This window comes from Cupriavidus sp. CER-90 (assembly GCF_057652055.1).
Genome location: NZ_JBYGYM010000002.1, coordinates 2079355 through 2098218, shown reverse-complemented (window position 1 = coordinate 2098218; position 18864 = coordinate 2079355). Strand labels below are relative to the sequence as shown.

The 18864-nt window shown below is 66.4% G+C and carries 18 protein-coding genes; 7 read left to right on the top strand and 11 right to left on the bottom strand.

Annotated elements, in window-relative coordinates; genetic code table 11:
* Window positions 1–33 precede the first annotated feature (33 nt).
* On the bottom strand, window positions 34–978 hold the full coding sequence (locus AC24R4_RS20270) for a LysR family transcriptional regulator (protein WP_400393016.1): 945 nt from the start codon (window positions 976–978) through the stop codon (window positions 34–36).
* A gap of 162 nt (window positions 979–1140) precedes the next feature.
* On the opposite strand from AC24R4_RS20270, the gene ilvD reads away from it, so the two are divergent.
* Entirely contained in the window at window positions 1141–2814 is a 1674-nt protein-coding gene (gene ilvD / locus AC24R4_RS20265; RefSeq protein WP_400393018.1) for a dihydroxy-acid dehydratase, read from the top strand.
* Window positions 2815–2969: 155 nt separating this feature from the next.
* Here the strand turns inward: ilvD and AC24R4_RS20260 are convergent, their stop codons facing one another.
* From AC24R4_RS20260 to AC24R4_RS20250, 3 genes are read right to left on the bottom strand one after another with little or no spacing between them, the layout of a single operon-like run.
* Window positions 2970–3497 (bottom strand): DUF2486 family protein, encoded by a 528-nt coding sequence (locus tag AC24R4_RS20260; RefSeq protein ID WP_400395005.1) that lies wholly within the window; start codon window positions 3495–3497, stop codon window positions 2970–2972.
* Entirely contained in the window at window positions 3494–3928 is a 435-nt protein-coding gene (locus tag AC24R4_RS20255; RefSeq protein ID WP_400395007.1) for a DNA polymerase III subunit chi, read from the bottom strand. Before AC24R4_RS20255 ends, AC24R4_RS20260 begins: the two co-directional genes overlap by 4 nt.
* Before the next feature lie 24 nt (window positions 3929–3952).
* The gene (locus AC24R4_RS20250; protein ID WP_400395009.1) at window positions 3953–5485 is read right to left on the bottom strand and encodes a leucyl aminopeptidase; all 1533 of its coding nucleotides are present in this window, start codon (window positions 5483–5485) and stop codon (window positions 3953–3955) included.
* 165 nt (window positions 5486–5650) lie between these two features.
* Between AC24R4_RS20250 and lptF the strand changes: the two genes are divergently transcribed.
* Genes lptF through AC24R4_RS20235 form a run of 3 tightly spaced genes read left to right on the top strand, consistent with a single transcriptional unit; the run spans window position 5651 to window position 8414 of the window.
* Window positions 5651–6787 (top strand): LPS export ABC transporter permease LptF, encoded by a 1137-nt coding sequence (gene lptF / locus AC24R4_RS20245; RefSeq protein ID WP_400395011.1) that lies wholly within the window; start codon window positions 5651–5653, stop codon window positions 6785–6787.
* Entirely contained in the window at window positions 6784–7986 is a 1203-nt protein-coding gene (lptG, locus tag AC24R4_RS20240; protein ID WP_400395013.1) for an LPS export ABC transporter permease LptG, read from the top strand. Before lptF ends, lptG begins: the two co-directional genes overlap by 4 nt.
* A gap of 2 nt (window positions 7987–7988) precedes the next feature.
* Window positions 7989–8414 (top strand): sirohydrochlorin chelatase, encoded by a 426-nt coding sequence (locus AC24R4_RS20235; RefSeq protein ID WP_487523510.1) that lies wholly within the window; start codon window positions 7989–7991, stop codon window positions 8412–8414.
* Between the two features lie 225 nt (window positions 8415–8639).
* On the opposite strand, the gene cobA is transcribed toward AC24R4_RS20235, so the two are convergent.
* The 7 genes from cobA to AC24R4_RS20200 are packed head-to-tail and all read right to left on the bottom strand — an operon-like array spanning window position 8640 to window position 15674.
* The gene (gene cobA, locus AC24R4_RS20230; RefSeq protein WP_400393091.1) at window positions 8640–9416 is read right to left on the bottom strand and encodes a uroporphyrinogen-III C-methyltransferase; all 777 of its coding nucleotides are present in this window, start codon (window positions 9414–9416) and stop codon (window positions 8640–8642) included.
* A 39-nt stretch (window positions 9417–9455) separates the two neighbouring features.
* Window positions 9456–10760 (bottom strand): sulfate adenylyltransferase subunit 1, encoded by a 1305-nt coding sequence (locus tag AC24R4_RS20225; RefSeq protein ID WP_400393089.1) that lies wholly within the window; start codon window positions 10758–10760, stop codon window positions 9456–9458.
* Window positions 10761–10784: 24 nt separating this feature from the next.
* Window positions 10785–11756 (bottom strand): sulfate adenylyltransferase subunit CysD, encoded by a 972-nt coding sequence (gene cysD, locus AC24R4_RS20220; protein WP_400393087.1) that lies wholly within the window; start codon window positions 11754–11756, stop codon window positions 10785–10787.
* A gap of 26 nt (window positions 11757–11782) precedes the next feature.
* Window positions 11783–12583 (bottom strand): phosphoadenylyl-sulfate reductase, encoded by an 801-nt coding sequence (locus AC24R4_RS20215; protein WP_400393085.1) that lies wholly within the window; start codon window positions 12581–12583, stop codon window positions 11783–11785.
* On the bottom strand, window positions 12580–13167 hold the full coding sequence (locus AC24R4_RS20210) for a DUF934 domain-containing protein (RefSeq protein WP_400393083.1): 588 nt from the start codon (window positions 13165–13167) through the stop codon (window positions 12580–12582). The genes AC24R4_RS20215 and AC24R4_RS20210 overlap by 4 nt, the downstream gene beginning before the upstream one ends.
* A 19-nt stretch (window positions 13168–13186) precedes the next feature.
* Window positions 13187–14869, bottom strand: coding sequence for a nitrite/sulfite reductase (locus tag AC24R4_RS20205; protein ID WP_400393081.1), 1683 nt, complete (start codon window positions 14867–14869; stop codon window positions 13187–13189).
* Window positions 14870–14900: 31 nt separating this feature from the next.
* On the bottom strand, window positions 14901–15674 hold the full coding sequence (locus AC24R4_RS20200; RefSeq protein ID WP_343655851.1) for a sulfite exporter TauE/SafE family protein: 774 nt from the start codon (window positions 15672–15674) through the stop codon (window positions 14901–14903).
* Between the two features lie 172 nt (window positions 15675–15846).
* Here AC24R4_RS20200 and AC24R4_RS20195 point away from each other — a divergent pair, with 172 nt between their 5' ends.
* From AC24R4_RS20195 to AC24R4_RS20185, 3 genes are read left to right on the top strand one after another with little or no spacing between them, the layout of a single operon-like run.
* Window positions 15847–16788: a CysB family HTH-type transcriptional regulator gene (locus AC24R4_RS20195; protein ID WP_400393079.1), complete on the top strand. Its 942-nt coding sequence runs from the start codon at window positions 15847–15849 to the stop codon at window positions 16786–16788.
* A 14-nt stretch (window positions 16789–16802) separates the two neighbouring features.
* Window positions 16803–17954 (top strand): methyltransferase, encoded by a 1152-nt coding sequence (locus tag AC24R4_RS20190; RefSeq protein ID WP_400393077.1) that lies wholly within the window; start codon window positions 16803–16805, stop codon window positions 17952–17954.
* Between the two features lie 25 nt (window positions 17955–17979).
* The gene (locus tag AC24R4_RS20185) at window positions 17980–18858 is read left to right on the top strand and encodes an NAD(P)-dependent oxidoreductase (protein WP_400393075.1); all 879 of its coding nucleotides are present in this window, start codon (window positions 17980–17982) and stop codon (window positions 18856–18858) included.
* The last annotated feature ends 6 nt before the right edge of the window (window positions 18859–18864 follow it).

Here is an 18864-nt window from a genome sequence, read left to right as displayed (position 1 = left end):
AAGTTTGGAGCGCGCGGCGTGCTGCGCGTTGTTCTATGTCGTGATGCCAGGGTCATGCGTCAGCCCGATGGCGCCGGCCAGCCCGGTGGCGATGTCGATGAACGACCGCAGCACCGGCGCCACCCCGGCCGCGCCCTCGCGCCAGGCCAGGCCAGTCTCGATCTCCGGGCCGGCGTCGAGCAAGGTCAGGTAGGACACGCCCGTGCGCCGCAGGTTGCGCAGCGACGCGGGCACCAGCGCCACACCCATGCCGGCCGACACCAGGCTCACGATCGTCTGCATCTGGATGGCCTCCTGGGCAATCACCGGCGTCAGGCCGTCGCGCGCATAGTAGCCCGTAATGATGTCATAAAACGCTGGCGCACTTCGGCGCGGGAAGATAACCAGCGGCTCGCGCGCGGCATCGCGCAGCGCCACCGCCTGCGGCACCGTGGCGCGGCCGGCGGGCCGCCATCCATCGGGCACGGCCAGCACCAGCGGCTCGCGCACCAGCGGCAGGTAGGACAGGCCATGCGGCATCACGGGCAGTTGCGGGCGGATGACCAGCCCGGCGTCGATCGTGCCTTCGGCCAGCGCCTCGAACTGGACATCGCTGGTGGCTTCGCGCAGTTGCAGCTGCACGTCCGGGTGTTGCGCGCGGAAATGCCGCAGCAGGTCAGGCAGGATGCCGTAATCGGCCGTGCTGACAAAGGCCAGCGCCAGCGACCCCACCTCGCCGCGCGCCAGCCGCTGGGCCAGCCCCGGCAGCGCCCCGGCGTCGGCCAGCACGCGCCGCACCTCGGGCAGCCACTGCTGGCCCGCCGGCGTCAGCATCACCGATCGCCGCGTGCGCACGAACAATTGCACGCCGATCTCTTCCTCCAGTGCCTGGATCTGTTGAGACAGCGGCGGCTGGGTCATGGCCAGGCGACGGGCCGCCCGCCCGAAATGTAACTCTTCGGCCACTGTGACGAAGTAACGCAACTGGCGTAGATCCAACGGGGCCGTCCTTTCCGATTGATATGTTTTTCGACCTAATAACGCTCGAATAATATATTTGACACGCTAAAACGCCAAGCGCATGCTTGCCGGCACCCCACCAAAAAACGGCCGGCGCGGCGGCGTATCGAGCGCGGGTCCGGCATCCCCCGGAGAGACTTCATGGCCTTCAACAAACGCTCCCAGCACATCACGCAAGGCGTGGCGCGCTCCCCCAACCGGTCGATGTACTACGCGCTCGGCTACAAGAAGGAAGACTTCGACAAGCCGATGGTGGGCATCGCCAATGGCCATTCGACGATTACCCCGTGCAATGCCGGCCTGCAGCGGCTGGCCGATGCCGCCGTGGATGCCGTGCGCGCGTCGGGCGCCAATCCGCAGATCTTCGGCACGCCGACCATCTCGGACGGCATGTCGATGGGCACCGAAGGCATGAAGTATTCGCTGATCTCGCGCGAAGTGATTGCTGACTGCATCGAGACCGCGGCGCAGGGCCAGTGGATGGACGGCGTGGTCGTGATAGGCGGCTGCGACAAGAACATGCCGGGCGGCATGATCGCGCTGGCGCGCACCAACGTGCCCGGCATCTACGTGTACGGCGGCACCATCAAGCCGGGCAACTGGAAGGGCAAGGATCTGACCATCGTGTCGTCGTTCGAGGCCGTGGGCGAGTTCACGGCCGGCCGCATGAGCCAGGAAGACTTCGAGGGCGTGGAACAGAACGCCTGCCCGAGCACCGGCTCGTGCGGCGGGATGTACACGGCCAACACGATGAGTTCGTCGTTCGAGGCGCTGGGCATGTCGCTGCTGTATTCGTCCACCATGGCCAACCCGGACCAGGAAAAGGTCGACAGCGCCGCCGAATCGGCCCGTGTGCTGGTGGAGGCGGTCAAGAAGGACATCAAGCCGCGCGACATCATCACGCGCAAGTCCATCGAAAACGCCGTCACGCTGATCATGGCCACCGGCGGGTCCACCAACGCCGTGCTGCACTACCTGGCCATCGCCCACTCGGCCGAAGTGGAATGGACCATCGACGATTTCGAGCGCATCCGCCGCCGCGTGCCGGTGATCTGCAACCTGAAGCCGTCGGGCGACTACGTGGCCACCGACCTGCATCGGGCCGGCGGCATTCCGCAGGTCATGAAAATCCTGCTGAACGCAGGGTTGCTGCATGGCGACTGCCTGACCATCACGGGCCGCACGCTGGCCGAGGAACTGGAGCACGTACCCGACCACCCGCGCGCCGACCAGGACGTGATCATGCCGCTCGATCGCGCGCTCTACAAGCAGGGCCACCTGGCCATCCTGAAGGGGAACCTGGCCGAGGAAGGCGCCGTGGCCAAGATCACCGGGCTCAAGAATCCGGTCATCACCGGCCCGGCACGCGTGTTCGAGGACGAACAGAGCGCGATGGAGGCCATCCTGGGCGACAAGATCAATGCCGGCGATGTCCTGGTGTTGCGCTACCTGGGCCCCAAGGGCGGTCCGGGCATGCCGGAAATGCTGGCGCCCACTTCGGCCATCATCGGCAAGGGGCTGGGCGAATCGGTGGGCTTTATTACCGACGGCCGCTTTTCGGGCGGCACCTGGGGCATGGTGGTCGGCCACGTGGCACCGGAAGCCTACGTCGGCGGCACCATCGCGCTGGTGCAGGAAGGCGATTCGATCACGATCGACGCGCACCAGCTGGTGCTGCAACTGAACGTGCCGGACGACGAACTGGCCAGGCGGCGTGCCGGCTGGAAGCAGCCGGCGCCGCGCTATACCCGCGGGGTGCTGGCGAAGTTCTCGAAACTGGCATCGACGGCCAGCAAGGGCGCGGTGACGGACTGAGGTTGAAATACCGCTGACCCGCTCCCCGCTCCCGCACGGCGGGAGCGGGGCTGGGGGAGAGGGCCGAGAGGTTCTGCTTGCCAATCCGGCGCAATTTGAACCGCCCGCCCTCTCCCCCGCCCCTCTCCCATCAATGGGAGAGGGGAGAAAACTGTCTACATCCCGCCCGGGTCCCGTTCGATCTCTTCCAGCGTGGCGTCGAGCCACTCCACCAGCCTTGCCTCCAGCGCCTGCGTCAGTTCGCTGGCCAACTGGGCCGTCAGCGGCGCCAGGCGCGACTGCAGCGTGGCCTCGGTATGGGCTTCCACCACCTGCGGCCATTCGGTCCGGAAACGCATCATCACGCGCGTCAGCAGTTCGGTGCGCACCGCGCGCAGGTCGTCCTCGCCGGGCAGGAAGGCCGCAGGGTCCACCATCGGCGGCTGCGTGTCCGCGGCCGTGGCGGCGTCGGCCAGCGAATCGGTGTCGCCGACTGCCGTCACCACGCCCGAGTCGGGCATGTCGGCGGTATCGATGACCGTGGCGCCAGGCCGTGCGGCCATTGGCTGCGCCGCCGGCTGATCCAGCGGCTGCGTGGGCGCCTCGAACGCCGCGTCTGGCAATTCGACGATTTCGGTCAGCAGCGGCACGCTGTCATTGGGCCCCAGCCGCGGAATCACCCGCGATGTCGTGCGTTCGCTCATGCCGATTCTCCTTTGGCCTGCCCGATGTCATGGTGCGTGAGCGGATACCCGCGCTCACGATAGAAACGATAGCGATCGCGGCCGGCGTCGCGGGCGTCGGGGGTGGCGCCCACCACCTCGATCATTCGCTCGAAGCTGGCGAACTGCGCCGGGGCTTCCGGCGCGATATTGACCAGCAGCTGGTGGTGCGGCACCTGTTCCAGCGTGGCGGCCAGGATGATCGGCGTCACCGCCGCATTGGGGCTGTCCAGCCCGCAATGCGGCAGGAAGTCGAGCGGCGAGAACGACCACAGCCGCGCGTCAAGCTGCGCCAGCTGCTGCGGGGCGCCGAACACCACCACCTTCTGCCCTGCCCCATAGGCCTTGCGGACCAGGCGGCAGACGTAGGCCAGCGTATCCGGCACGTTGCTGTGGAAGTCGATGCGCGTCATCCTGTGCTGCCTTCGATTGGCCGGTTACCCGGCACGGTCCATCAGGAACTGCGTCAGCAGCGGTACCGGACGGCCCGTCGCCCCCTTTGCCGCGCCGCTCTTCCAGGCGGTGCCGGCGATATCCAGGTGGGCCCAGTCGTACTTCTCGGTGTAACGCGCCAGGAAGCACGCCGCCGTGACGCTGCCGGCCGGGCGGCCGCCGATATTGGCCATGTCGGCAAAGTTCGACTTGAGCTGGTCCTGGTAGTCATCGTCCAGCGGCAGGCGCCAGGCGGTGTCCATGGCCTTGCGGCCGGCGTTCAGCAGCTGGTCGGCCAGCACGTCGCTGCGCGCGTACAGGCCGCTGTTCACATGGCCCAGCGCGATGATGCAGGCGCCGGTCAGCGTGGCCACGTCGACCACGGCGGCCGGCTTGAAACGCTCCACATAGGTCAGCGCGTCGCACAGGATCAGGCGGCCTTCGGCGTCCGTGTTCAGGATCTCGATGGTCTGGCCCGACATGCTGACCACCACGTCGCCCGGCTTGGTGGCGTTGCCGGCCGGCATGTTCTCGCAGGTGGGCACCACGGCGATCACGTTCAGCTTCAGGCCCATCTCGGCCACGGCCTGGATGGTGCCCAGCACCGACGCGGCGCCGCACATGTCGTACTTCATCTCGTCCATGCCTTCGCCCGGCTTCAGCGAGATGCCGCCGGTGTCGAACGTGATGCCCTTGCCCACCAGCACCACCGGCGCGGCCTTGGCGCTGGCGCCGTCATAGCGCAGCACGATGAACTGCGGCGGCTCCACGCTGCCCTTGGTCACGGCCAGGAAGGCGCCCATGTTCAGCGCCTCGATCTGCTTGCGGCCCAGGATTTCGACCTTGAGCTTGTGCTTCTTGGCGATGCCGCGGGCGGTATTGGCCAGGTAGGTCGGCGTGCAGATGTTCGACGGCAGGTTGCCGAGGTCGCGGGTCAGTTCCATGCCGTTGGCGATGGCCGTGCCGCGCACCACGGCCTGGGTGGCCGCCTTGGCGTCGGCCGCGTCCACGGCCAGCACGAACTTGCGCAGCGTGGGCTTGTCGGCCGCGCCGGCGCCCTTGGCCGCGCGCTTGAGTTCGGGATGGCGCTCCAGCAGGCGATAGCCGGCTTCGCGCACGATGCTGATCGTGGTGATCACGGCCCAGGCCACGTCGCGCTGCTGCGGCACCTGCTGGGCCAGGCACCACAGTGCCGATGCGGCACGCGTGCCGCCCAGCGCACGCATGGCCGTGCGCACGGCCTCGGCAAAGGCCTTGTCCGAAAATTCGGCTTCCTTGCCCAGGCCCACCAGCAGCACGCGGGCGGCGCCGATGCCGGCCACTTCGTGCAGCATCAGATGGCTGCCGCGCTTGCCTTCGAAATCGCCCTGCTTGACCAGGCGCGCCACCAGCCCCTTGGTGGCCACGTCCAGTGCCTTGCCCACGCCGGCAAGATTCTGGCCCTCGAACAGGCCTACCACCAGGCAGTCGGTCTTGGTGGCCAGGAAACCATTTTGGCCGGCTTTGCTCAGATCCAGGGCTTTTGTGCTAAATTCCATCGCGCTTCCTTCCAGGGGCTCGTCGAAAAGAAAGCCCCCATTATCCGCGATTTTCATCCGCGATCTGCCGCCGCCGATCCTGCAAGCTGACAGCCCGCGGTCCTGCCAGTCCCTCGGCCCCCGGCATATCGCCCGCGCCGGCCGGAAGCCGGAAGCGATTCACGCATGATTTTTCAACAAGCCCTGCGACGCGAGCTCGCCTACACCGCCGGTGCGGTGTTCCTGGTGATGCTGACGTTCATGCTGACGTCGCTCGTGATCCGCATCCTGGGCATGGCCGCCAACGGCAAGGCCAGCCCCAACGACGTGCTGATGCTGATCGGCCTGGCCACCATTGGCTACCTGTCGATCCTGCTGTCGGCCACGCTGTTCATCTCGACCCTGATCGTCCTGACGCGCTGGTACAAGGACTCGGAGATGGTGGTGTGGTTCTCGGCCGGCATTTCGCTGCGCGACCTGGTCAAGCCGGTGCTGCAGTTCGCCACGCCGTTCTTCATCATGGCGCTGCTGCTGGGCACCTTCGCCTGGCCGTGGGCCAACCAGCAGAGCGCGCTGTTCCGCGACCGCTTCCAGCAGCGCGGCGTGCTGTCGATGATCGCCTCCGGGCGCTTCATCGAGCCCGCCAACGGCAACTACGTGCTGTTCATCGAGGGCATCGACGCCGACATGAAGCACGCCCGTAACGTTTTTGTTGCAAATTCGGAGGCTGGCAAGATCGGGGTGGCGCTGTCGCACCAGGGCCAGTTCGAAACCCAGGCCAACGGTGACCGCCTGGTGGTCATGGAGCATGGCCGCCGCTACGCCGGCATCCCGGGCCAGCTCAACTATCGGATCATCGAATTCGATAAATACGCCGTGAGGGTCGACAACAAGCCCCCGGAGACCGAAGCCGACCAGCCGGCCAAGAGCCGGGACACGATCGACCTGCTGCGCAATCCCACGCGTGAAAACCTCGGCGAACTGCTGTGGCGCGTGTCGCTGCCGATCCTGGCCTTCAACTTCGTGATGATCGCCATCCCGCTGGCCTATGTGAACCCGCGCCTGGGCCGCTATACGCCGCTGGTGTTCGCCGTGCTGATCTACCTGACGTACAGCAACATGATCAACCTGGCCCAGGCCTGGGTGCGCTCGGGGTCGCTCTCGTTCTGGACGGCGCTGGTTCCGATCCACGTCTTCGTGTTCCTTTGCGCGCTGCTGATGTTCCGCTACCGTGCAAACCGCAGCCTGGGCGGCTGGCGGGCGGTGTTCGGCCTGCACCGGCTCGGGAAGGCGAACGGCAAGAGCGGCGGGGGCAAGGCATGAGAATCCTGGCCGTCTATGAGCGTTATTTCGCGCGACTGATCTACGGGGTCTTCTCGTTCATCCTGTTTGCGGTGCTGGCGCTGTTCATCTTCTTCGACATGCTCAGCGAACTGGAGAGCGTGCAGGGCAAATACACGTCGATGGTGGCGTTCTTCCACGTCATGCTGCAAGCGCCGACGCGGATCTACGAGGTGCTGCCGATCGCGGTGCTGATCAGCGCCATCTACGTGTTCTCGCAACTGGCCAGCCAGTCCGAGTACACGATCTTCCGCGTGGCCGGCCTGAACACGCGCCAGGCGCTGTTCTCGCTGTTCAAACTGGCCGTGCCGCTGGCCGTGGTCACCTTCGTGTTCGGCGAATTCATCGGCCCGGCCGCCGAGCAGTACGCGCAGAAGATCAAGCTGGAGGCGATTGGCGCCACGGTGTCGTCGGGCTTCCGGTCGGGTGTCTGGGTCAAGGACCGCGATCGCGACGCGGCGGGTGGCGGCGAGATCACCCGCTTTGTCAATGTTCAGGGCCTGAAGGCGGATCAGACCATCAATGGCATCACGATCTACGAGTTCGACAGCAACTACCGCCTGCGCGTGATCCGCGTGGCCAAGGAAGGCCGGTACCAGGGCGGCCAGCAATGGCAGCTCAACGACGTCAACGAGACCCGTTTTGCCGAACTGCGCGACCTTCCGGCAGGCCAGGCCGCCCAGCCGGCCCGACCGGCCCAGGCCGGCCAGCCCGCCGCCAAGCGCGATGCACTGGCGCCCGACTTCCGCGCCGAGCAGGCACTGTTCCCGAACATGGTGATGCACTCCGAATTGACCCCGCAGATCCTGTCGGTGCTGCTGGTCACGCCGGAGCGGATGTCGACGCTGGACCTGTTCCGCTATATCCGCCACCTGCGCGACAACAAGCAGGACACGCAGCGATACGAGATCGCGTTCTGGAAGAAGGTGGTCTATCCGCTGACGCTGTTCGTGATGGTGGCGCTGGCCCTGCCGTTCGCCTACCTGCACGCACGGGCCGGCGCGGTGGGCGTGAAGGTGTTCGGCGGCATCATGCTGGGCCTGTCGTTCCACCTGGCCAATACGCTGTTCTCGCACGTGGGCCTGCTGCACACGTGGCCGCCGATCGTCTCGGCGCTGGTGCCGGGCACGCTGTACCTGACCATCGCGCTGACATCGTTGCGCTGGGTGGATCGGCACTGACGATGGCTGCATCGAAGCCCGCCATCGTCCTGTTCGGCCACGGCGCCCGCGACGCCCGCTGGCGCGAGCCGTTCGACCGGCTGCAAGGCAAGCTCGTGGCGTTGCTGCCCGGTTGTGCGGTCCGGCTGGCCTTTCTGGAACTGATGGCGCCGTCGCTGGCGGAAGCCATCGATGAGCTGGCCGGAACTGGCGTGAATGCGATCACCGTGGTGCCGGTCTTTTTTGGCCAGGGTGGCCATCTGCGGCGCGATTTTCCGGTGCTGATCGAGGAATGCCGGGCGAAGTATCCGGGGGTGACGATTCAGGCCGCCACGGCCGTTGGCGAGGTGGATGGGGTGCTGGATGCCATTGCGGCATATTGCGCGCTGACCCTCTCCCCCAGCCCCTCTCCCGCAAGCGGGCGAGGGGAGCAAACCGGCAGTGTCTGAACGGCTGTAAGCCGGTCCCCTCTTCCGCTGTCGGCGAGGGGAGCAGACCGGCAGTGTTTGAACGGCTGTGAGCCGGTCCCCCGCTTGCGGCGAGGAAGCTGAACCGCTGTGAGCCGGTCCCCTCTCCCGCTTGCGGGAGAGGGTCAGGGAGAGGGCCAGCGGTTCAAAATGCGAAAAGGCCAGCGCTGACACGCTGGCCTTTTCGCATTTCCACAGACGACCGGATCACGCCGCCCGCTCGCCCTTTGCGTGGGCTTCGACATGCTCGGTTGCGCGGGTGCCCAATGCCTCGCCAATCATCAGCAGGCTGGGCTGCACCGGGTCCATCCAGCGCGCCGCCTCGCCCGCCGCCATCTGGCGCAGCGTGAATTGCCGGCTGCGTTGATTGGGTGTGGTGGCCGCCTCCACCACCCAGGCGGGCGTGGATGCCGGCTTGCCGCGCGCCATCAGTTGCGCGGCGATATTGGCGGCCTGGTCGCGGCCCATGTAATAGACGATGGTATCGGCCTTGACGTCAGCCTCGACGTCCACGGCATCGGCCGCCTTGGCCTGCGTGGCGAACGCCACGCTGCGCGACACGCCGCGCTTGGTCAGCGGCCGGGCAATGGCGCTGGCCGCCGCCAGGGCAGCGGTAATGCCGGGCACCACCTCATATTCGATGCCGGCCGCTTCCAGCGCCTGCAGTTCTTCGTCGGCACGGCCGAACAGCATCGGATCGCCGCCTTTGAGGCGCACCACCCGCTCGTACTTGATGGCCAGATCGACAATCTGGCGGTTGATGAACAACTGCGCGGTCGACCGCTGGCCGCATCGCTTGCCCACCTCGATCAGCTCGGCCTGGGGACACCACGCCAGCATCTCGGGCGACACCAGCGCGTCGTGCAGCACGACCTGGGCTTCGCCCAACAGCCGTGCACCCCGCACCGTAATGAGGTCTGCCGCACCGGGGCCTGCACCAATCAGGTACACCTTGCCGGTCGACGTTGCCTTCTGTGCGTTCATCTCTGCCACCGTTATCCGATCTGTCCAGCGTGGACGATATCAGGCAAACGCACGGATCATGCCCGCCGCCACCGTATGGTTGGTGGCTTCGTCGATCAGCACGAATGCCCCCGTCGCGGGGTTGTCGCCGTAGGTGTCGCAGACGATCGGCTTCTGCAGCGAGATCTGCACGGAACCGATGTCGTTCAGGTTGATCTCGTGGCGGCCGGTCTCGTGCGACAGCGTGTGCACGTCCAGCACGCGATCCACCGTCGACACGCGGGCGAACACGCTGGCCGTGGTGTGCTTGAGCACGTACTTGCGCGACGGATTCAGCGATTCGTCGTCGAACCAGCACAGGTCCGCCGTCAGCTTTTTGGCCGACGCGGCAGCGGCGTCAGCGGCGACGAACATGTCACCGCGCGATACATCCACGTCTTCCGACAGGCGCACGGTCACTGTGTCGCCGGCGTTGGCGGCGTCGGCCGAGCCATTCGGCGTCAGCACCTCGGCCACCACGGCTTCGCGATTGGCCGGCAGCACGCGCAGCTTCTGGCCCACGCGCACCGTACCCGCTTCCACGCGGCCGGCGTAGCCTCGGAAATCGTCGGCGGCCGAGCCATCCTGGCGCACCACCAGCTGCACCGGGAAGCGCAGCGCGGCGTCGCCCTCGGGGGCCACGTCTTCCACCGGCAGGGCTTCCAGCAGCGGCAGCAGCGGCTCGCCCTGGTACCACGGCATGGCGTCGCTGGCGTGGACGATGTTGTCGCCCCGCAGCGCCGACACCGGCACGTAGGTCACATCCTTCAGACCCAGCTGCCCGGCCAGCGCGGTGTAGGCCGTGCGGATGTCGTTGAAACGCTGCTCGCTGTATTCGACCAGGTCCATCTTGTTCACGGCCACGATCACGTGCTGCAGTTCCAGCAGCTTCAGGATCGCCGAATGGCGCTTGGTCTGGGCCAGCAGTTCGGCACGGCCGTCGGTCACCGTGACGCGCGTGGCGTCCACCAGCACGATGGCGGCGTGGGCCGTCGAGGCGCCCGTGACCATGTTGCGCGTGTACTGCTCGTGGCCCGGCGTATCGGCGATGATGAACTTGCGGCGCGCGGTCGAGAAGTAGCGGTATGCCACATCGATCGTGATGCCCTGCTCGCGCTCGGCTTCCAGGCCGTCCGTCAGCAGCGAGAAATCGATCTCCTCGCCGGCGGTGCGCTTGTTCTTGGCATTGGCCAGCGCGGTCAGCTGGTCGGACAGCACGGCCTTGCTGTCGAACAGCAGGCGGCCGATCAGCGTGCTCTTGCCGTCATCGACGGAACCCGCCGTAATGAAACGCAGCAGGCCTTGGTGTTGGGATTGGTGAGACATTGTCGTATTCCTCTGCTGCGTCGATCAGAAATAGCCTTCCTTCTTGCGGCGTTCCATCGACGCTTCGCTCGTCTGGTCGTCTATGCGCGTGGCGCCGCGCTCGGTGATCTCGGTCACCGCGGTCTCGGCGATGATCTCCACCGGCGATGCCGCAACGCTGGCCACCGGGCAGGTGCAGCTGATGTCGCCCACGGTACGGAAGCGGACCGACAGCACTTCGCTGACATCGCCGTCCTGCTTCGGCGTGATCGGCGTGACCGGCACCAGCAGGCCGTTCTTGCGCACCACCTCGCGCTGGTGCGCGTAGTAGATCGGCGGCAGGGCCAGATTTTCGCGGGCGATGTACTGCCACACGTCAAGCTCGGTCCAGTTCGAGATCGGGAACACGCGCATCTGTTCGCCCTGCGCCATGCGGGCGTTGTACAGGCTCCACAGTTCCGGGCGCTGGGCCTTCGGGTCCCACTGGCCGAATTCGTCGCGGAACGAGAAGATGCGCTCCTTGGCGCGGGCCTTCTCTTCGTCGCGGCGGGCGCCGCCCATCAGCGCGTCGAACTTGTGCGCCTCGATGGTTTCCAGCAGCGTCACCGCCTGCGCGGCGTTGCGCGAGTCGGTTTCCTTGCGCAGGCGCACCGTGCCGCGCTTGATCGAATCCTCCACATGGCCCACCACCAGGCGCGCGCCCAGTTCGGCCACGCGCTGGTCGCGGAACGCGATCACTTCCGGATAGTTGTGGCCGGTGTCGATATGCACCAGCGGGAACGGCAGTTCCACCTTGCGGTCGCCCAGACGGAAGGCCTTCAGCGCCAGGTGCAGCATGACGATCGAATCCTTGCCGCCCGAGAACAGCAGCGCCGGGTTGCGGCATTCGGCCACCACCTCGCGGATGATGTAGATCGACTCGGCTTCGAGCCGGTCGAGGTGGTCGTTCTGGACCTGCAGCAGGTGTTCCACGTTGGCGGCCACGCCTGCGTCTGCGATGTCGTTCATGATGCCCATGTCGTTCTGGCCTCTACTAATTCTGTTCAGTGCTTGATGTTCTGTTCGTGGAGCCCGCACTCTTTCGAATCGCGGTTTTCCCACCACCACCGGCCCGCGCGCACATCTTCGCCAGCCTTGACCGCCCGCGTACACGGCTCGCAGCCAATGCTGGGGTAGCCCTTGGCGTGCAGCGCGTTGACCGGCACGTTGTGGCGCGTCAGGTAGGCCCACACTTCGGCTTCGGTCCAGTCCGCCAGCGGATTGAACTTCGGAATGCCGCGCGCCTCGTCCATTTCCTCGAACGGCAGCTCGGCACGCGTCACGGCCTGTTCGCGGCGCTGGCCGGTCATCCAGGCATCGGCGTGCGACAGCGCGCGGTTCAGCGGTTCCACCTTGCGGATGCCGCAGCAGCTCTTGCGCAGGTCCACGCTGTCGTAGAACGCGTTCAGGCCGTGGTTGCGCAGGTAGTTGTCCACCGCGTCCTGGTCGGGCGTGAACTGCTCGATCGAGTAGCCATAGTGGTCCTTCACCTGGTCCAGCACCGCCAGCGTCTCGGCGTGCAGGCGGCCCGTGTTCAGCGTGAACACGCGGATGCCGGCGCGCACCGCTTCGCCGCCGCGCAGGATCGCGTCGGTCAGCACCATGTCCTCGGCGGCCAGGCTCGTGGCAAAGCGCGCGCGGAAGAACCGGGCGGCGATGCCCGACAGGCGCTCGGCCAGCTCGCGCTCCTTGGCTTCCAGCGCCTCGACCGAACCCGTGTACGCCGGCTTCGTCCACAGCGCTGGGGGGCGCAGCGGCGAGGCCGATGCATCGACCACTGGGATTTCGGAAATCACGGCACTCATGCGGCGCCCCGTGCCGTGGCGTCGGTCACGTCCGCACGTGCGCGGCGGAACAGCGGCAGCGGCTCGTCCACCGACGCCTGGTAGGCCACGGTGAACTCGGTAAAGCCCTTGATCGCGTCCTCGATGTTCTTGTCCGCACGCACGGCGAACGTGTCGAAGCCGCACCGCTTCATGAAGTTCAGCTGGTCGCGCAGCACGTCGCCGATGGCGCGCAGCTGGCCGGCCCAGTGGTAGCGCGTGCGCAGCAGGTAGGCCGACGAGAAGCCGCGGCCATCGCGGAACACCGGGAAATCGACGGCAACGGCCGACACGCGGTCGAACAGCGCCTCGGCATCGCCCGGTTCGTCTTCCGGTGCCAGCCACACGCCGGTGATGGCCTTGTCTCGGCCACCCAGCAGCGCCGCGTGGGCCTTCCACACCGACAGCGGGAACAGCACGGCGTCGGTGCCCTGCGCCACGGCGGCGACATGCGCCTCGTCCAGCGGCTGTGCTTCGGTGGCGCGCAGCACGGTCCAGTTGTCTTCGACGATCACGGGACGGAATTGGCCAGCGTCGTCGCGTTGCAGTTGAATGATCTTTGCCATGTTCAATCTCTCTCGTTCGTCAGGCTTCGGCGCGCTCTTCACGCTGCTTGTCGGCGTACACGCGCTCCTTGAACGGGGCGATGCCGATACGGGCAAACGTTTCGATGAAGCGCTCGTCGCCGGCACGGTTGGCCACGAACGTGTCGATGATGCGGGTCACCACCTCGGGCATTTCCTCGGCGCTGAACGACGGGCCAATCACCTTGCCGATCGCCGAGTCATTGCCCTGGGCGCCACCCAGCGTCACCTGGTACCACTCGGAACCATCCTTGTCGACGCCGAGCACGCCGATATTGCCCACATGGTGGTGGCCGCAGGCGTTGATGCAGCCGGAGATGTTCAGCGAGACTTCGCCCAGGTCATGGACATAGTCGAGATCGTCGAAGCGTTCCTGGATGGCCAGCGCGATCGGAATCGACTTGGCATTGGCCAGCGAGCAGAAGTCGCCGCCGGGGCAGGCGATGATGTCGGTCAGCAGGCCGATGTTGGCCGTGGCCAGACCGGCCTTCTTCGCCTCTTCCCACAGCGCGAACAGGTCGTGCTTCTTGACGTCCGGCAGCACCAGGTTCTGCTCGTGCGCCACGCGCAGTTCGCCAAACCCGTAGCGGTCGGCAAAGTCGGCCACCGCATCCATCTGCTCGGCCGTGGCGTCGCCCGGGGGCGACGCGGGGCCCGGCTTGGTCGACAGCGTGACCGAAGCGTAGCCCGGCACGCGGTGCGCGCGCACGTTGCGGCTGACCCAGCGGGAGAACGCCTTGTTCTCCAGCAGGTGCTTTTCGAACGAGGCGTCGGTGTCGGCCAGCTTCTCGTAGGCGGGCGGCGCGAAGTACTGCGCCACGCGGTCGAACTCGGCCTGCGTCAGCGTACCCGGACCGTCCTTGCTGAACTTCCACTCTTCTTCCACTTCGGCGGCGAACTTGTCGGCGCCGATGGCCTTCACCAGGATCTTGATGCGGGCCTTGTACTTGTTGTCGCGACGACCGTAGCGGTTGTACACGCGGATGGCCGACTCCACGTAGGTCAGCATGTGCTGCCACGGCAGGTCTTCCTTGATGATCGTGCCCAGGATCGGCGTACGGCCCAGGCCGCCACCGGCCAGGATGCGCAGGCGCGTTTCGCCCTGTGCGTTCTTGTACGCATAGATGCCGATGTCGTGCATCTGCACCACGGCGCGGTCGTCCTGGCTGGCCGAGATCGCGATCTTGAACTTGCGCGGCAGGAACGCGAATTCCGGCTGGAACGTGCTCCACTGGCGCAGCAGTTCGGCCAGCACGCGCGGGTCCACCGATTCGTCCGGCGCCACGCCGGCAAACTGGTCCGTGGTGATGTTGCGCACGCAGTTGCCCGACGTCTGGATGCCGTGCATTTCCACGCTGGCCAGGTCTGCCAGCACGTCGGGCACGTGCTCCAGCTCCATCCAGTTGTACTGGATGTTCTGGCGCGTGGAGAAATGGCCATAGCCGCGGTCGTACTTGCGGGCGATGTGGCCCAGCATGCGCAGTTGCTTCGAGGCCAGCAGGCCGTACGGAATGGCCACGCGCAGCATGTACGCGTGACGCTGCATGTACAGGCCGTTCTGCAGACGCAGCGGCAGGAATTCTTCCTCGGTCAGCTCGCCCGACAGGCGGCGGCGCACCTGGTCGCGGAATTGCCCGACACGTTCCTGGACGATGCGCTGGTCGTATTGATCGTACTGATACATGGTGTGGGTCCGTTCAGTATTCGTTGAATGCTTAGGAAACGAGCTTGATGGCCACCAGCGTCAGCGTGGTAGCCAGTGCGGCGCGCACGAGCCGTTCGGGCAGTGCCCGCGACAGTTGCGCACCGAGCCAGATGCCGGGGATCGAGCCCACCAGCAGCGCCAGCAACAAATTCCAGTCGACGGTGCCAAGCCACACGTGGCCCAGCCCGGCCACGGCCGTGAGCGGCACGGCGTAGGCGATATCGGTACCGGCCACTTCGGCCGGCTTCATATGGGGATACAGCAGCAGGATCAGGGTGGCGCCTACGGCACCTGCGCCAATCGAGGACACGGTCACCAGCACGCCGAGCACGGCGCCGACGATCACCGTGGCCACCGCCTGCGGGCGGCCTTCGAGCTGGAAGCGGGGGTTACGCTCCAGCCACGCCAGCATCTGCTTGCGGCACAGCAGGGACAGTACCGTCAGCAGCACGGAAACCCCGATCGTCACGCGGATGGCATGCAGCCACCGGGCATCGAGTTCGCCGGCGCTCTTGAGCACCAGGATGGCCGCCAGCGCGGCAGGCAGGCTGCCCAGGCACAGGCGGCGCACCACCTGCCACTGCACATGGCCGTGGGCGCGGTGCGCGATGGTGCCGAAACCCTTGGTAATGGAAGCGAACGCCAGGTCGGTACCGACCGCCGTGGCCGGCGAGAAGCCGAACAGCAGCGTCAGCAGCGGCGTCATGAGCGAACCCCCGCCTACCCCGGTCAGACCGACCAGGAGACCTACCAACAGACCGGATACGGTATAGGCAAGGGACATCGGGGGCTTCTCGACTGCCGCCTGCTTCTCCGGTGGTCCCCGCGCCACCTTTTCAGGCTGGGCGCGGACGCAAGTCGGGCAGGCGAACGTTTAACAAAGTTCGAGAATCGTAATAAACTCGCCTCATATCTCAAACTAATAAGAAGTTGTTTGTTTATACGAGCGAAGTTATATGAATCTTCACCAGTTTCGCTTCGTGCGCGAGGCCGTCCGCCAGAATTTCAACCTCACCGAGGCTGCAAAGGCGCTTTATACATCACAACCTGGCGTTTCGAAGGCGATTATCGAGCTGGAGGAAGAGCTGGGTGTCGATATCTTCACACGGCATGGCAAGCGCATCCGTAGCCTCACGGAACCGGGCCGCCGCATCCTCTTGTCGGTCGAAAAGATCCTGCAGGAGGTGGAAAGCCTGAAGCGCGTGGGCAAGGACTACGCCGCGCAGGATCAGGGCAACTTCACCATTGCCACGACGCACACCCAGGCCCGCTACGCGCTGCCGCGCGTGATCGCCGAGTTCACCAAGCGTTACCCCAAGGTGCGTCTGTCGATCCAGCAGGGCACGCCGGCGCAGATTGCCGACATGATCCTGCATGACCAGGCCGATATCGGCATCGCCACGGAAGGCATCAGCAGCGACAAGAGCCTGGTATCCCTGCCGGGACACCAGTGGCAGCATATGGTGATTACGCCACCTGAACATCCACTGCTGGAAAAGAAGCACCTCACGCTGGAAGACCTGGCCGGTTATCCGCTGATCACGTACGACGTGAACTTTGCCGGGCGGCCCAAGATCGACAAGGCGTTCGCGCTGCGTCACCTGGACGCGGACATCGTGCTCGAAGCCATCGACGCCGACGTGATCAAGACCTACGTGGAAGTGGGACTCGGCATCGGCATCGTGGCCGGCCTGGCCTTCGACCCCGAACGCGACCGCAATCTGCGCGGCATCCCCGCCGGCCATCTGTTCGGCACCAATGTGACCCATCTGGCCGTCAAGCAGGGCGCCTACCTGCGCAGCTTCGTCTATACCTTCATCGAACTGTTCTCGCCGACACTGAACCGCAAGCTTGTGGAACAGGCCATGTCCGGCGACCACGAAGCTTACGAACTGTAAGCCCCCCTATATATATGTCAGTATCCGATTCCCTCCCCACCCTCCACTGGACCGAGGACGGCGCCGAGCGCAGCGCGCTGTGGCGTTCCGAAGCCGGCCTGCCGCCGCCGAAGCGCGTGGTGATCGCCGACGACCAGACGCCGGCCGACACCGCCTACCGGCTGGCCAGCGAAGGCACCGCCCTGCTCTGGCGCGGCGACTTCCAGAATGCCCGCCAGCTGCTGCAGGCCATGGCGCGGCGCGTGGACCGCAAACCCCAGCGCAAGGCACGCGGTGCCGCCCCGGCCCCGGCCAGCCTGACCGAGTCGTTCCACAAGCACCGGCTGGCGCAATCGCAGCGCGCCCGCACGCTGGGCATGCTGCTGCTGCCGTTCGAGGCCGGTCACGTGGTGCCGCTGCGCCGCGCCCCGGACGTGCAAGAGGCCTGCGAGCAGGTCTATGGCAAGAGCGACACCCCCTACGTGGCATCGATGCGCGAACTGCTGGGCCTGATCGGCGCCTACGAATGGCGCAGAAAAGGCGTCGCGATCCCGGTGCTGGGCGAGCGCATCCACCCCTGGTACGGCGTGTTCTCGCCGGTGCGCGGCGAATATATTGAACTGGTGGCCAAGGAGCCCCTGCCGTCCACGGCGCTGGCCTTCGACATCGGCACCGGTACCGGCGTGCTGGCCGCCCTGCTGGCACAGCGCGGCGTCAAGCGCGTGGTGGGCACCGACCAGGACCCGCGCGCCCTGGGCTGCGCCCGCGAGAATATCGACCGGCTGGGCCTGGCGAAGCAGGTCGAGATCATCGAGGCCGACCTGTTCCCCGAGGGCCGCGCCCCGCTGGTGGTCTGCAACCCGCCCTGGGTGCCGGCACGGCCCAGTTCGCCTATCGAGCACGCCGTGTTCGATCCCGACAGCCGCATGCTGCGCGGCTTTCTGGACGGCCTGGCCGCGCACCTGGAACCGGGCGGCCAGGGTTGGCTGATCCTGTCGGACTTTGCCGAGCACCTGGGCCTGCGTTCGCGCGACGAATTGCTGGGCTGGATCGATGCGGCGGGGCTCAAGGTGCTGGGCCGCTCCGACATCCGGCCACGGCACCCAAAGGCCGCCGATGCCGACGATCCGCTGTTCGCCGCGCGCAAGGCCGAGGTCACGTCGCTGTGGCGACTGGCCGCGAAGTAAGGGCCCTCGACACCAGGAAACCGTCATGACGACCGTAGCATTTATCGGCCTGGGCGCGATGGGCGCGCCGATGGCCGGACACCTGATCCGCGCCGGCCACACCGTGCGCGCCTTTGTACGCCGCCCCGAAGCGGCCGACGCCGCGCGCGAGCTGGGCGCCGAACCGTTCTTCACGCCGGCCGAGACGGCACGCGGCGCGGCGGTGGTCTTCACCAACGTGACGTCGTCTGAAGACGTGCGTCAGGTGCTGCTGGGCCCGCAAGGCGTGATCGAAGGCGCCGCGCCCGGCACCATCTGCGTGGACCACAGCACGATTTCACCCATCGTCACGCGCGAGATCGCCCAGGCACTGGCCGCCCGAGGCATCGAGGCGCTCGACTGCCCGGTATCGGGCGGCACCATTGGCGCCCAGGCCGCCACGCTGACGATCATGGTCGGCGGCAAGGCCGAGAATCTGGAGAAAGTGCGACCGCTGCTGGAATGCCTGGGCAAGACGATCACCCATATCGGCGATCACGGCGCCGGCCAGGTGGCCAAGCTCTGCAACCAGATTGCCCAGGTGGTCAATATCGAAGGCATTGCGGAAGCGATGCGCTTTGCCGGCGCGCAAGGCGTGGATACGGGCAAGGTCTTCCAGGCGCTGTCCACGGGCTTCGCCGGCAGCCGCATGTTGGACCTGCTGGGCCCGAAGATGGTGTCGCGCGATTTTTCCGCAGGGATCGAATCGCGGCTGCACGCCAAGGACTTTGGCCTGGCCGCCGACATCGCCGGGGAAATCGGCCTGGACCTGCCCGCCATGCGCGCCACGGCCGCGCAACTGGGCGAACTGATGGATCAGGGCTGGGGCAAGGACGATACGTCGTCGCTGCTGAAGGTGCTGGAGCTGAAGAAACCGCAAACGTAGGCGCGC

Bases quoted from the DNA above. Each gene is read 5' to 3' on its own strand.
- AC24R4_RS20215 (WP_400393085.1), bottom strand. From the start codon at position 12,583: ATGAGTGCCGTGATTTCCGAAATCCCAGTGGTCGATGCATCGGCCTCG.
- AC24R4_RS20185 (WP_400393075.1), top strand. From the start codon at position 17,980: ATGACGACCGTAGCATTTATCGGCCTGGGCGCGATGGGCGCGCCGATG.
- lptG (WP_400395013.1), top strand. From the start codon at position 6,784: ATGAGAATCCTGGCCGTCTATGAGCGTTATTTCGCGCGACTGATCTAC.
- AC24R4_RS20195 (WP_400393079.1), top strand. From the start codon at position 15,847: ATGAATCTTCACCAGTTTCGCTTCGTGCGCGAGGCCGTCCGCCAGAAT.
- ilvD (WP_400393018.1), top strand. From the start codon at position 1,141: ATGGCCTTCAACAAACGCTCCCAGCACATCACGCAAGGCGTGGCGCGC.
- cysD (WP_400393087.1), bottom strand. From the start codon at position 11,756: ATGGGCATCATGAACGACATCGCAGACGCAGGCGTGGCCGCCAACGTG.
- AC24R4_RS20250 (WP_400395009.1), bottom strand. From the start codon at position 5,485: ATGGAATTTAGCACAAAAGCCCTGGATCTGAGCAAAGCCGGCCAAAAT.
- AC24R4_RS20260 (WP_400395005.1), bottom strand. From the start codon at position 3,497: ATGAGCGAACGCACGACATCGCGGGTGATTCCGCGGCTGGGGCCCAAT.
- AC24R4_RS20200 (WP_343655851.1), bottom strand. From the start codon at position 15,674: ATGTCCCTTGCCTATACCGTATCCGGTCTGTTGGTAGGTCTCCTGGTC.
- AC24R4_RS20235 (WP_487523510.1), top strand. From the start codon at position 7,989: ATGGCTGCATCGAAGCCCGCCATCGTCCTGTTCGGCCACGGCGCCCGC.
- lptF (WP_400395011.1), top strand. From the start codon at position 5,651: ATGATTTTTCAACAAGCCCTGCGACGCGAGCTCGCCTACACCGCCGGT.
- AC24R4_RS20225 (WP_400393089.1), bottom strand. From the start codon at position 10,760: ATGTCTCACCAATCCCAACACCAAGGCCTGCTGCGTTTCATTACGGCG.
- AC24R4_RS20190 (WP_400393077.1), top strand. From the start codon at position 16,803: ATGTCAGTATCCGATTCCCTCCCCACCCTCCACTGGACCGAGGACGGC.
- AC24R4_RS20205 (WP_400393081.1), bottom strand. From the start codon at position 14,869: ATGTATCAGTACGATCAATACGACCAGCGCATCGTCCAGGAACGTGTC.
- AC24R4_RS20210 (WP_400393083.1), bottom strand. From the start codon at position 13,167: ATGGCAAAGATCATTCAACTGCAACGCGACGACGCTGGCCAATTCCGT.
- cobA (WP_400393091.1), bottom strand. From the start codon at position 9,416: ATGAACGCACAGAAGGCAACGTCGACCGGCAAGGTGTACCTGATTGGT.
- AC24R4_RS20255 (WP_400395007.1), bottom strand. From the start codon at position 3,928: ATGACGCGCATCGACTTCCACAGCAACGTGCCGGATACGCTGGCCTAC.